Source organism: Roseateles sp. AC306 (assembly GCF_979253795.1).
In genome coordinates this window covers 156,043-167,145 of sequence record NZ_CEEDEB010000009.1, presented here as the reverse complement: position 1 = coordinate 167,145, position 11,103 = coordinate 156,043, and the positions used below count along the sequence as shown (strand labels likewise).

The following is an 11,103-nucleotide window of genomic DNA, read 5'->3' as shown; positions in this document are numbered from 1 at the left end:
CTGTCTATGTGTACTATCGTACTAGTACACGTTTGCAGTAAACCATGGACCCCACCCGCTTCGTTCACATCAACACCGGCTCGCCCGAGCCCATCTACCGCCAGCTCATAGAGCAGGTGAGGCGGCGCGTGGCGGCCGGGCAGCTGAAGGCCGGCGACGAGATTCCGTCGGTGCGCGAGTTGGCACAGGCGCTGGCCGTGCACCCGATGACCGTCTCCAAGGCCTATTCGCTGCTGGAGAGCGACGGCGTGCTGGAGCGGCGACGTGGCCTGTCCATGGTCGTGGCGGCCCAGCACCAGCGGGCGCAATCCACCGCCGACCGCGTCGAGCTGCTGAGGCCGACGCTGGAGAAAGCTGCCGCCGAATCGCGCCAGCTGGAACTGCCCAAGGCGCAAGCCCTGACCCTTTTCAAGAAGATCCTCGACGAGCAGGGGGCCTCCTGAGGCTACGGAAGGTGGATGCGTTGCCACTCAAAAGCCCGCGAGCAAGGCGCGAAACGAAGCTGGGGTCGACCCCAGCGAGGCTTCGCAACGCCGCGCGCGGGCTTTTGAGTGACAACCCTTCGGGAGAGGGTCTGCGCGGGCGCATGGCGTCGTTGCGCAGCTTGCCTGGGATGAGCCCGGGCGGCGTCGCACGCCCAGCCCTGCGCCCGCGCAGACCCTCTCGCACCACCTTCCGTAGCCTCAAGAGGCCCCTTCCATGAGCCCTCACTTCCCCCACACCGAAAGCGCCAGCGCCGAGTTGAACGGCCTGAGCCTGTCCTACCCCAAGGGCGACCTCGTACTGAATGGCCTGGACTGGCAGCTGCTGCCCGGCCAGGTCGTCGGCCTGCTCGGTCGCAACGGCGCCGGCAAGACGACGCTGCTGGAGGCCCTGCTGGGCCTGCGCGAGCCGCAGGCCGGCACGGTGAAGCTGTTCGGCCACGATGTGCAGCAACTGGACGACGCCACCCGCGCCCGCATCGGCTACGTGCCCCAGCACAGCGACCTGTTCGAAGGCTTCACGCCGGCCCAGCTGCTGTCGTACTTCCGCAGCTTCTACCCGCGCTGGAACGAGGCCAAGGTGGAGGGCCTGATGTCGCGCTGGGACATCGCCCGCGACAAGCCCATCCGCAAGCTCAGCGGCGGCCAGAAGCAGCGGCTGTCCATCATCCGCGCGCTGGCCCACGAGCCCGATCTGCTGGTGCTGGACGAGCCCGTGGCCAGCCTGGACCCGGCCGGCCGGCGCGACTTCCTGCGCGAGCTGGTGGGCGAGGTACTGGACCGAGGCGCCACCGTGGTGTTCTCAACCCACATCCTGTCCGATCTGGAGCGCGTGGCCTTCAACCTGGCCTTCATGAGCGGCGGCCGCATCGCGCTGCAGGCGCCGCTGGACGAGCTGCTGGACCAGGTGCGGGCCTTCACCGGCACGGTCACCGAGATGGCCACGCTGATGGCCCGCCTGAACGCCCAGCCGCTCAAGCGCACGCCGCTGGAGGCCGGCCGCGAGCGCGTGCTGGCGCGGCTGCCGGCGGGCGGCGAACTACCGGGCGGTGTGGCAGCCGAGCGCGTGAACCTGGACGATCTCTTCACGGAGCTGACCTGATGACCGCCACCTCCCGCCACTCGCAGGTGCTGCTGGCCTTCTGGCGGCAGCGCGACATGGACGCACCGCTGGGCCGGTGGCTGGTGACCGCGCTGCTGGTGATGATCTGCATGGCCGGGTTGATCGCGCTGCCTCCCGAAGTGGGATGGCTGTTGATGGCCGGCGTGCTGCTGCTGGTGGGCCTGGGCGTCTGGCTGGCGGTATGCGGCAGCCTGCAGGAGCAGAACCAACCGACCGCCGCCCGCACCGTGCCGGGCCATCTGCGCACCTTGAAGCGCGCCGCGCTGCTGGGTTGGGCGCTGTGCACCGCGCTCTCCACTCTGCTGCTGTGGGCCATCTTCCCGCCCGGCGACATCGTTCCCATCCTGCTGCTCAGCTGCGGCTTCATCGCCGTGTTTCTTCTGTGGTCCTCACGCACGGTGTGGCTGTGGTTGCTGATCACGCTGCTGTCGCCGCTGCTGGGTGCATTCGCCGATTCGCTGGCACCCGCCGGGCGGGCGCTGGCGGCGCTTTGGCACGAGCACACGGCTGCAATGCTGGTGGCCGGCCTGCTGGCCCAGGCGGCGCTGGTGACGCTGGCCTTCGGTGCGGGCGATGCTGGGCACCGCTCGCGCCACGCCCGTCAGACGGTGATGCGCAACGCCATGCGCATGCAGCTGGACGGCCGGCAAGCCAACGCGGCGGTCTGGGGACGCCCCATCGAATGGCTGACGCGTCCGTTCGGGTTGGCGCTCGAGGCCTGGCAGCGCCGGCTGGTGGCGCGCGCCGACAACCGCAGCCCTGGCAACGTGATGGCGCGCGCCGCCATCGTCCTGCACGGCTTTCAGCATTGGATGTACCAGCTGATGGGCCTCGTCGCGCTGTCCACCCTCGTGCTGATCGCGTTCTTGGCGGTTTCCCACCTCACACAGGTATCGCTGAAGACCTTCCTGCCGGGCGCCTTCGGCATGGGTGTCGCCATCGCGAGCATGGGCTTCAACCCCGGCTTTGCGCTGCCCATGGCGCTGTGGCAGAGCCGGCGCGAGCAGGCCCTGCTGTGCCTGCTGCCGGGCATGCCGCGCGGTGCGGCGCTGAGCCGCGCCGTGGCGGCGGGCCATCTGCGCAACGCCGCTGCGGCCTGGCTCGGCACCAGCCTCGTGCTTCTGGCGCTGGGCATCGCGGCCGACAACCGCTGGCTGCTGTGCCTGCCGCTGGGGGCGCTGCCGGTGATGGCGGTCAACCTCACCCGCCGCCCGGCCATCATGCGCGCACCTAAGACCATGACGACCGTGTGGCCCGTGCTCTCGTTCCTTGCGGCGACGGGGCTGCTGTATGGCTTGTCACAACTGGGCGTGCCGCTGGCGCTCCTGGCCGCCATGGTTGCCGCGCTGTCGGCCGCCCTGCTGGCCTGGCGCTGGCGTGCGCTCGATGCGGCGCCGTCGGCGCTGCCGGTGGGTCGGCTGGCGTGACGATGCCTACTGGTTGATCTCCGGCTCGGCCAGTTGCGCGAGCAAGGTCAGCGATTCCTGCCAGCCCAGATAGCAGGCCTCGGCGGGGATCATGTCCGGAATGCCTTCCTGCCTGATGTGCACCTCGGTGCCGCAGAACACGGCACGCAGCTCCACCGTCGTCGTCATCTCGCCCGGCAGGTTGGCGTCATCGAAGGTGGCCGTGTAGCGCAGCTTCTCGCCAGGCACCAGCTCCAGATAGCGCCCGCCGAAGCTGTGGCCGCCGCCGGTCGTGAAGTTGGTGAAGGACATGCGGTAGCTGCCGCCGACCTGGGCGTCCATCTCATGGACGGTGCCGGTGAAGCCGTGCGGCGGCAGCCACTTCGCCATCGCGGCCGGCGTCGTGAAGGCGCGGTAGACGCGGTCGGGCGGGCAGCGCAGCACACGGTGCAGGGTGACGGTGTTGGTCATGGATGCTTCCTGGAAGGGACAGAGGACGACCCTCTGAGGTGACGACGAACGGGGCGCCGTGTATTCGACCTAAATCGGCAGCTCGGTGAAATACCGCCCGCCATGAAAGATCAGCGGCTGCGCGCCGGGCCGCGAGGTGCAGCGCTCCACCTCGCCGACGAAGATGACGTGGTCGCCCTCTTCATAGCGGCTGCGGTTGGCGCACTCGAAGACGGCCACGGCCCCGTCCAGCACCGGCGCGCCGCCGGCGCCCTCGCGCCAGGCCACGCCCGCGAAGCGGTCGATGTCGCGCGTGGCGAAGCGCTGCGCCAGTTCCTTCTGGTCGGCCGCCAGGATGTTGATGGCGTAGTGCGTGCCGTGCGTGAACACCGGCAGCGAGCCGGCGCGCCGCGCCAGGCTCCACAGCACCAGCGGCGGGTCCAGCGACACCGAGTTGAAGGAATTGGCGGTCAGGCCCACGAGGTCGCCATCCGGCGAGCGCACCGTCACGATGGTCACGCCGGTGGCGAAGAGCCCGAGGGCGGCGCGGAATTGCTGGCTGTCCATGGCGTGATTGTCGCCAGTCCTACGAAGGCCGAGGCGGCGGCATCGCACAATGCCCACCATGCAAGCCGACGACTTCCAGGTCCGCGACGATCTGCAGTTCACCACCCCCCCGCCCCGCCAGTTCGGCGCCTGCACCGATTGCGCCAGCGGCCGTTGCGCGCCAAGGCAACGCGGGCGGCGCCTGTTCACCAGTTTGCTCGCCGTGACGGGGACGGCAGCCTTTCTGCCCGCCTGGGCGCGCGAGGGCGTGGATGTGGGCGCCAAGAGCAAATTCACCGGCTTCGTGTCGGCCGCAGAGCTGGAGCAGGCCGGCGGCCAGCAGTACGCGCAGATGATGAGCCAGGCCGGCCAGCAGCGCTCGCTTGCGCCCATGGACCACCCCCAGCTGCAACGGCTGCGCTACATCGCCCAGCGCATCATTCCGTTCAGCTACGAATGGAACGACCGCGCTCGGCAGTGGAAGTGGGAGGTCAACCTGCTCGGCGACCCTCAGCTGAACGCCTTCTGCATCCCGGGCGGCAAGATCGCCTTCTTCTACGGCATCCTCGAAAAGCTCAAGCTGGACGACGACGAGGTCGCCGCCATCATGGGCCACGAGGTGGCCCACGCGCTGCGCGAGCATGCGCGCGAGCGGGTCGGCAAGTCGCTCACCACCGGCATCGTCGTCGAGGGCCTGTCAGCACTGTTCGGCCTCGGCAATCTGGGCCGCACGGTGGCCGGTTATGGCGGGCAACTGTTCAACCTGAAGTTCAGCCGCGATGACGAAACCGAGGCCGATCTCGTCGGCATCGAACTGGCCGCCCGCGCCGGCTACGACCCCGGCGCCGCCGTGCGGTTGTGGCAGAAGATGATGGCCGCCAACAAGGGCGCGCCGCCCCAGTGGCTGTCCACCCACCCGGCGAACGGCACGCGGATCAGCGCCCTCCAGGCCAACCTGCCCAAGGTGAGCGGGCTCTACGCCCGCGCGCCCCGGCCGGACCAGCGCTTCCCGGTCGCGCCACCGCTCAAGCGGGGCTGAGCGGGCCTTGACTCACCAACGGGCAGGTAGCGTCTTCAAGCGCTGATATTCGCCAGCGGCGACGCGCCGCAGATAGCCGCCCAGCTCCAGGTCCTTGACCAGCTTGGACACCATCTCGCGCGAGCAGCCCAGGCGCTGCGCCATGCCCTGGTGGGTGAGTTCCAGGTGGCGGCCGTCGCCGGTGAACTCGTCGACGAGGTTCCTCAACCGGCCGTAGACATCGTTGAGCGCCAGCTGCTTGGTCGACAGCGTGGCCGCGCGCGCGCGGCGGATGACCTTGGTCAGCAGCTCGAAGGCGAACTCGGGGTGCTCGCTGATGTGGGTCAGCAGGGTGGCGCGCGTGACCATCACGAGGCGGCTGGCCTGCTCGGTGATGACGCTGGCCGAGCGCGGGCCGCCGTCCAGGCTCATCTCGCCGACGTACTCGCCGGGGCCATAGACGCCGTAGGTGATCTCGCGGCCGCGCACGTCGCTGCTGAAGGCTCGCAGCGAGCCGGCCAGGATGAGATAGAGGTTGTCGCCGACCGAGCCCTCCTCGATCAGCACGACACCCTTGCGGTAGCTGCGCGCAATGCCACGTGAGGCGAGCAGACGCAGGGAGCTGGGCAGGGCCAGAAGTTCGTTGTCGATGAAATCGTCAGCCATCCGGGCGCGCGGTGGGCATATGGCCCGGCCGCGTGCTGGCATGGTAGTTCAACGAGTGAAATGAGCCGCCAAGGCGGCGGCACCCGTCAATTCATCACTTTGGGCGGCCGCAGCGACGACACCAGCGGCGGCAGCAGCGCGAGCTGGCGCATCAGCTCGCCGATGCTGTCGGCGCCACTCTTGGCACGGATGCTCTGGATCTGGCTGCGCACCGTCGAGATGGCCACGCCCTGGCGGGCCGCCACATCGGTCGGCTTGACGCCGTTGGACAGCGCCTTGAGCACCTCGGTCTCGGCCGGCGTGAGCTGGTAGCGCAGTGCAAACCACTGCGCGGCCAGTTCGCCGCAGAGCGTGCGCCGCTCCAGGATGAGCAGCACGGCGGCCTGGCTGACGTCGCGGTTCAGCGGCACGACGACGACGTTGGCGCGGCCACATTCGGCGCGCTCATCGCCCAGACGCAGCAGGCAGCGCCGGCCGCTCGCCTCGGCGCCTTCCAGCGCCTCGGCCAGCGGCACGGCGTCGGTCAGCAGCCGCGCACGCAGATGCGGGCCGACGATTTCGAGCGGGTGGTTGTCGTCCAGCGATGCTCGCGCCGCCAGGTTCACGTGCAGCAGGCGCCCGGCGCCATTGAGGAGCACGACGCCATGGTCTAGCTCCTCAAGAACGAGGCCCATCCACTGGCTGGACAGCGAGGCGGCCTTGCGGCGCTCCTCGTTGGGACGGCCCGGGAATTGGCCCGGTTGAACAAACTCATTCATCCACATGGCAACACTCCTCGGCCCGCCCGCTGCGAACCTTCCTCAAAGCGTAGGAGAGCACGTTTCCTGTTTGGCGTAAATGTTGCGAGGTGTGTTTGTGAACGAATTACAGGCCCCCGTCAGCTGAGCAGAGCGCAATGACAACTAGGGATTGCGCCCGCGCCACGCCTGTTGCGTGCACTACGCCACAACGGTATGAGCTCATGACGGAAGCGTCGTTGGCTTTCTTGTCATCGCCCGTCAGACTGGCGGCGTTGTCCCTTCAACCGAGCTGCCAAACGACCTCCGATGTGTGAGCTTTTCGCCCTCAACAGCCGCCTGCCGGCCGCCGCCAACTTCTCGTTGCGCGGCTTTGCCGCCCGCGGCGGCCGCACGGCAGACCATGTCGACGGCTGGGGCGTGGCCTTCCACACGGGCGAGCGCTGCGAGGTGTTCGTCGAGGACCGGCCGGCCGCCGAGTCGGACCTGGCTTCGCATTACGGCCTTCACCCGGTGCCGGCGGGCAACATCATTGCCCACATCCGCAAGGCCACGCAGGGCGCGCGGTCGGTCGAGAACTGCCATCCCTTCCAGCGTGAGTGGGCCGGCCGCACCTGGGTGTTTGCCCACAACGGCGACCTGAAGGACTTCCACCCCACACTGACTGGCGCCTTCCTGCCGGCCGGCCAGACCGACAGCGAGCGCGCCTTCTGCTGGCTGATGCAGCGCCTGCAGCAGCGCTTTGGCGACCGCCTGCCCGACTGGCCCGAGCTGGCCGCCACGCTGACGCCCTGGTTGCACGAGATCGCCGAGCACGGCCGCTTCAACCTGCTGCTGACCGACGGCCGCGCGCTGCTGGCGCACGCCTCCACCAAGCTGCACTGGCTGCGCCGCCAGCCGCCTTTCGCCCACGTGCGGCTGCGCGACGGCGATCTCAGCGTCGATCTCGCCACGCTGAACGGCCCGCTGGACCGCATGACGCTGGTGGCCACCGAGCCGCTGACGCACGACGAAGCCTGGGCCGCTTTCGAGCCGGGCGAGGTGCGCGTGTTCGAGCAGGGCGACTGCATCTATCTGAGCGAAGGCATCCCCGCGCAAGCTGCCGCCTGACCGGCCTGCTGCGAACATGCGGGCATGAGAGTCCCGTTGCGCCTCGCCGCCTTTGCCGCTCTCGCGGCCTTCCTTCTCCACGCCGCCGCTCATGCCGGCACGGCCATCGTCATCGGTGGCGCCACCAAGAGCGACAACGATGCCGTCTGGCAACGGGTCGTCGACGAGGCGGGCGGCGCCGGGGCACGCATCGCCGTGTTCGCGACGGCCGCCGCGAACCCGGAGCGCAGCGCCGGGCTCATCGTGGCGGCGCTGAACCGCCGTGGCGCGAACGCCGAGGCCATCCCCGTGGCGCCACGCCAGAAGGATGTGGACTGGCAGGCCAACCTCAACGATCCCGCGCTGATCGCCAAGGTTGCCGCGTCCAAGGCGGTTTTCTTCTCGGGCGGCTCACAGGGCTACATCGTCGATACGCTGCAGCCCGGCGGGGAACCGACGGCCATGCTCAAGGCCATCCGGCAGGTGTTCGACGCCGGCGGCGTCGTGGCCGGCACCAGTGCGGGTGCGGCCATCATGAGCCGCATCATGTTCCGCGACGCGCCGGACACGATGCAGATCCTCAAGGGCCAGTGGCGCGACAAGCGCGAGTACGACCATGGTCTCGGTTTCATCACGCCGGGCCTGTTCGTGGACCAGCACTTTCTGAAGCGCGGACGCATCGGCCGCATGCTGCCGGCGATGCGGGCGCTGGGCTACAAGCTGGGCCTGGGCATCGAAGAGAACACGGCGGCGGTCATCAAGGGCGACGACGTCGAGATCGTCGGCGGCCGCGGCGCGCTGCTGGTGGACCTGAGCGAGGCGTCATCGGACGCGAGGCTGCCGGCCTTCAACCTGCGCGGCGCGGTTATCAGCTACCTGGACCGCGGCGACCGCCACGACCTCAAGACCGGCGTCACCACGCCGGCGGCCCACAAGCTGCGCGACCAGAAGATCGACCCGGCCGCCGCCGACTACCGGCCGTACCTGCAGTTCGACCACTACTTCCTGGACATCCTGGCCGACAACATGATCGTCACCGCGATGTCGCAGCTGCTGGACGGCCGCTCGCCCGAAGTGCGCGGCCTGGCCTACCGTGTGCGACCCAGGCCGGGCGACCTGTCGCCCGAGCTGGGCTTCGAGTTCCGCCTCTACAAGGGGCCGGGCATGATCGGCTGGTTCAGCAACGCGCTGGGTGGCGATGACTACACGGTGCTCAAGGTGCGGCTGGACGTGACCCCTGTGCGCATGGCCGAGCCGCTGTTCACGCCGCTGGTCGCACCGCTCGTCACGCCGGTTTTAGCGAACTGACGCCAGCGGCCGCACCTGCTCGACGAGGCTGACGAGGAAACGCCCGGGCTCCTCATGCGGCGCAAGGTGCGCCGAGTGCTCGAACCAGACGATCTTCCTGACGGGCGCCTTCAGCTGCGCCATCCAGGGCTCGATGACCGAGGCCGGCGTCGTCAGGTCATGGCGACCGAGGAACATCAACATCGGGAAAGCGACTTCGCGGATGCGCGTGTGATCCACGCGTCGCATGTCGGGCAGCAGCGCGGGCACGGACAGCTGGCCGCCCTGGTCGATGGCCAGGCGGTCCTCGAACTCGTAATACGGAGACAGGCGTGCCGCGCGGAAGTAGAAGTTCGCGTCGCTGCGGTAGGCCGCGAGGCCGCCGTAGGCCTGAACCCATTTGCGCGCGACGTTGACCTTGGCGAACGGGATCTCGCCGTCGCCCGGGTAGGGCGCGATGGCCCGCAGCTCGGCCAGCGCCGTGGTGTCCTTGCGCCGGTGCGCCTCGGCCAGGAGCGCCTCATACTGCGCGCGCTCGTTGGCCTGGAGATTCATCAGCGGGCCGACGCCGACATAGGCCGCCACCCACGTCGGCTGGCGCTGCGCGGCGTCCAGGCCGATGACGTTGCCCCAGGAATGACCGAGCAGGATGACGCGCGACACCTCCAGCCGCAAGCGCACGTGGGCCATCAGCTCGACCAGGTCGGCGGCCATCTGCTCGCGCGTCAGCTTCTGCTGGTTGGCTGCCTCGCCGCCGTGGCGCAGCGTCTTGCCGGTGCCGCGCTGGTCCCACTGCACGACGGTGAAGAAGTCCTCCCAGCTGCGCTGGTAGGGCCAGCTGCGCCCCATCTCCGCGGCGCCGGGGCCGCCGTGCACGTAGATGAGCACCGGGTTGGCGCGGTCGGCACCGCGGATGGTGATCCACTGCTTCAGCCCGCCCAGCTCGACGGCCTCGCTGATCTCGACGGCATTGGGCGCGACCAGACGTTGCTGCTCGGCAATCATGGGCCGCACGGTGGCGTAGCCGGGTTCGGCGGGTGGCGGCTCGGTGGCGAAGGCGGCCGCTGCGAGCAGGCCGGTCAGAGCGACAAAACATTTCATGCCGTGGACGCTAACACCCCAACCGCCGCCACACGCGGCTGGCGCTGGATGCCCAGCAGCAGCGCCAGCCCGGGTACGCGTCGCGCGCCAAGATAGGTCAGCGTGCAGAGCGCGAAGGTCAGCGCAATCAGCAGCACCGCCTCCAGGCCCCAGGGTAGCGCCAGCGGCTTCAGCGCCTGCGTCAGCAGCACGATGACGCTCTGGTGGAGGATGTAGAGGCAGAACACCGCGGCACTCGCCTGGCGTAGCCAGGGTGACTCGCGCGAAAAGGCGCGCTGCGCCCAACCGCAGGCGGCGACGATGGACCACCACGTCAGCGAGCCGCGCAGCACGCGGGCCGCCACCAGCAAGGCGTCTGGCGGAGCCACGGCGGCGTAGCGGCTGCCGAAGGCCAGCAACACGGCCCAGGTCGCCAGCGACAGGCCGAGCGCCCACCACCGCAGCCGCAGCGCCACGGGCCACAAGCCTTGCGCGAGCGGTGTGCGGCTGGCCCAGCCCAGGGCGAACACCCAGCCGTACTGGAGGTGGTTGTAGAGGTCGTGCACCAGGTCATGCGTCGTGGGCCAATGCGGCATGACGAAAACGCGCAGCAGCGCCAGCGGCACGGCCGGCAGCAGAAGCCAGGCCCAGGCCGGCAGATCGAGTGCGCGCGGCTTCAGGCGGAGTGCGGTCAGGCCGGCGGCCAGCCCGGCGCCCACCACCGTGTACAGCCACAGGTAGGGCAGAAACCACAGGTGGTTCCACGTCGGCACGACCATGCAGTCATCGCCACGGCAGTATTTGCCGCCATGGAGGTAGGCCGACCAGAAGTCGAGGTAGCCGCCATCACCGGGCAACTGCGCCGGCACCTTGGTCAGCACCTCGAAGTAGGCCTGCGGCGTGACGATGACGGCCATGCCGAAGAGCAGCGGCAGCAGCAGGCGCAGGGAGCGGTCCTTCAACGTGCCGAGCGCGCCGCGCTTCGCCGCAAGCCCCTGACAGGCGGCGCCGGCAATCAGGAAGAGCAGGCTCAGCCGCCACGGCGAGCTGAGCTGCATGAAGGGCTCGAGCACGGCGCTGGCGGCGGGGCTCTTCACATGCCAGTCCCAGGTGACGTAGTACATGCCGACGTGATACGGGATCAGCAGCGCGAAGGCGGCGACGCGCAGGCCGTCGAGGAAGGGCAGGCGTGGGGTGTTCATGGCGACAGCTTCGCTGG

The 11,103-nt window shown here is 69.2% G+C and carries 12 protein-coding genes; 6 read left to right on the top strand and 6 right to left on the bottom strand.

Going from position 1 to position 11,103, the window contains the following annotated elements:
- Positions 1-44: 44 nt before the first annotated feature.
- From AC0IZJ_RS18205 to AC0IZJ_RS18195, 3 genes are all read left to right on the top strand, one after another.
- Positions 45-443, top strand: coding sequence for a GntR family transcriptional regulator (locus AC0IZJ_RS18205; RefSeq protein WP_471852617.1), 399 nt, complete (start codon positions 45-47; stop codon positions 441-443).
- A gap of 256 nt (positions 444-699) precedes the next feature.
- Positions 700-1,584, top strand: a complete 885-nt coding sequence (locus AC0IZJ_RS18200; RefSeq protein ID WP_471852615.1) for an ABC transporter ATP-binding protein — start codon at positions 700-702, stop codon at positions 1,582-1,584.
- A complete protein-coding gene (locus AC0IZJ_RS18195) occupies positions 1,584-3,032 on the top strand; it encodes a hypothetical protein (RefSeq protein ID WP_471852613.1) in 1,449 nt (482 codons plus the stop codon). The genes AC0IZJ_RS18200 and AC0IZJ_RS18195 overlap by 1 nt, the downstream gene beginning before the upstream one ends.
- Positions 3,033-3,038: 6 nt before the next feature.
- Here AC0IZJ_RS18195 and AC0IZJ_RS18190 read toward each other — a convergent pair whose 3' ends face one another.
- Positions 3,039-3,482 (bottom strand): SRPBCC family protein, encoded by a 444-nt coding sequence (locus tag AC0IZJ_RS18190; RefSeq protein ID WP_471852611.1) that lies wholly within the window; start codon positions 3,480-3,482, stop codon positions 3,039-3,041.
- Between the two features lie 69 nt (positions 3,483-3,551).
- Entirely contained in the window at positions 3,552-4,028 is a 477-nt protein-coding gene (locus AC0IZJ_RS18185) for a flavin reductase family protein (RefSeq protein ID WP_471852609.1), read from the bottom strand.
- Between the two features lie 58 nt (positions 4,029-4,086).
- On the opposite strand from AC0IZJ_RS18185, the gene AC0IZJ_RS18180 reads away from it, so the two are divergent.
- On the top strand, positions 4,087-5,046 hold the full coding sequence (locus tag AC0IZJ_RS18180; protein WP_471852607.1) for a M48 family metallopeptidase: 960 nt from the start codon (positions 4,087-4,089) through the stop codon (positions 5,044-5,046).
- Between the two features lie 12 nt (positions 5,047-5,058).
- Here AC0IZJ_RS18180 and AC0IZJ_RS18175 read toward each other — a convergent pair whose 3' ends face one another.
- Both AC0IZJ_RS18175 and AC0IZJ_RS18170 read right to left on the bottom strand, forming a co-directional pair.
- On the bottom strand, positions 5,059-5,691 hold the full coding sequence (locus AC0IZJ_RS18175; protein ID WP_471852605.1) for a Crp/Fnr family transcriptional regulator: 633 nt from the start codon (positions 5,689-5,691) through the stop codon (positions 5,059-5,061).
- Between the two features lie 86 nt (positions 5,692-5,777).
- Positions 5,778-6,455 carry a helix-turn-helix transcriptional regulator gene (locus AC0IZJ_RS18170; protein ID WP_471852603.1) on the bottom strand — a complete coding sequence of 226 codons (678 nt, stop codon included), beginning with the start codon at positions 6,453-6,455 and terminating at the stop codon, positions 5,778-5,780.
- A 282-nt stretch (positions 6,456-6,737) separates the two neighbouring features.
- On the opposite strand from AC0IZJ_RS18170, the gene AC0IZJ_RS18165 reads away from it, so the two are divergent.
- Positions 6,738-7,538 (top strand): class II glutamine amidotransferase, encoded by an 801-nt coding sequence (locus tag AC0IZJ_RS18165; protein ID WP_471852601.1) that lies wholly within the window; start codon positions 6,738-6,740, stop codon positions 7,536-7,538.
- 24 nt (positions 7,539-7,562) lie between these two features.
- Complete coding sequence (locus AC0IZJ_RS18160) at positions 7,563-8,825, top strand: cyanophycinase (protein WP_471852599.1); 1,263 nt, start codon at positions 7,563-7,565, stop codon at positions 8,823-8,825.
- Here the strand turns inward: AC0IZJ_RS18160 and AC0IZJ_RS18155 are convergent.
- Positions 8,814-9,905 carry an alpha/beta fold hydrolase gene (locus AC0IZJ_RS18155; protein WP_471852597.1) on the bottom strand — a complete coding sequence of 364 codons (1,092 nt, stop codon included), beginning with the start codon at positions 9,903-9,905 and terminating at the stop codon, positions 8,814-8,816. The genes AC0IZJ_RS18160 and AC0IZJ_RS18155 overlap by 12 nt on opposite strands.
- A complete protein-coding gene (locus AC0IZJ_RS18150; RefSeq protein ID WP_471852595.1) occupies positions 9,902-11,086 on the bottom strand; it encodes an acyltransferase family protein in 1,185 nt (394 codons plus the stop codon). Before AC0IZJ_RS18150 ends, AC0IZJ_RS18155 begins: the two co-directional genes overlap by 4 nt.
- Positions 11,087-11,103: the final 17 nt, after the last annotated feature.

Excerpts from the sequence above, each read along its gene's own strand:
- AC0IZJ_RS18165 (WP_471852601.1), top strand. The coding sequence starts at position 6,738 with ATGTGTGAGCTTTTCGCCCTCAACAGCCGCCTGCCGGCCGCCGCCAAC.
- AC0IZJ_RS18190 (WP_471852611.1), bottom strand. The coding sequence starts at position 3,482 with ATGACCAACACCGTCACCCTGCACCGTGTGCTGCGCTGCCCGCCCGAC.
- AC0IZJ_RS18160 (WP_471852599.1), top strand. The coding sequence starts at position 7,563 with ATGAGAGTCCCGTTGCGCCTCGCCGCCTTTGCCGCTCTCGCGGCCTTC.
- AC0IZJ_RS18175 (WP_471852605.1), bottom strand. The coding sequence starts at position 5,691 with ATGGCTGACGATTTCATCGACAACGAACTTCTGGCCCTGCCCAGCTCC.
- AC0IZJ_RS18185 (WP_471852609.1), bottom strand. The coding sequence starts at position 4,028 with ATGGACAGCCAGCAATTCCGCGCCGCCCTCGGGCTCTTCGCCACCGGC.
- AC0IZJ_RS18150 (WP_471852595.1), bottom strand. The coding sequence starts at position 11,086 with ATGAACACCCCACGCCTGCCCTTCCTCGACGGCCTGCGCGTCGCCGCC.
- AC0IZJ_RS18195 (WP_471852613.1), top strand. The coding sequence starts at position 1,584 with ATGACCGCCACCTCCCGCCACTCGCAGGTGCTGCTGGCCTTCTGGCGG.
- AC0IZJ_RS18180 (WP_471852607.1), top strand. The coding sequence starts at position 4,087 with ATGCAAGCCGACGACTTCCAGGTCCGCGACGATCTGCAGTTCACCACC.
- AC0IZJ_RS18170 (WP_471852603.1), bottom strand. The coding sequence starts at position 6,455 with ATGTGGATGAATGAGTTTGTTCAACCGGGCCAATTCCCGGGCCGTCCC.
- AC0IZJ_RS18200 (WP_471852615.1), top strand. The coding sequence starts at position 700 with ATGAGCCCTCACTTCCCCCACACCGAAAGCGCCAGCGCCGAGTTGAAC.
- AC0IZJ_RS18205 (WP_471852617.1), top strand. The coding sequence starts at position 45 with ATGGACCCCACCCGCTTCGTTCACATCAACACCGGCTCGCCCGAGCCC.
- AC0IZJ_RS18155 (WP_471852597.1), bottom strand. The coding sequence starts at position 9,905 with ATGAAATGTTTTGTCGCTCTGACCGGCCTGCTCGCAGCGGCCGCCTTC.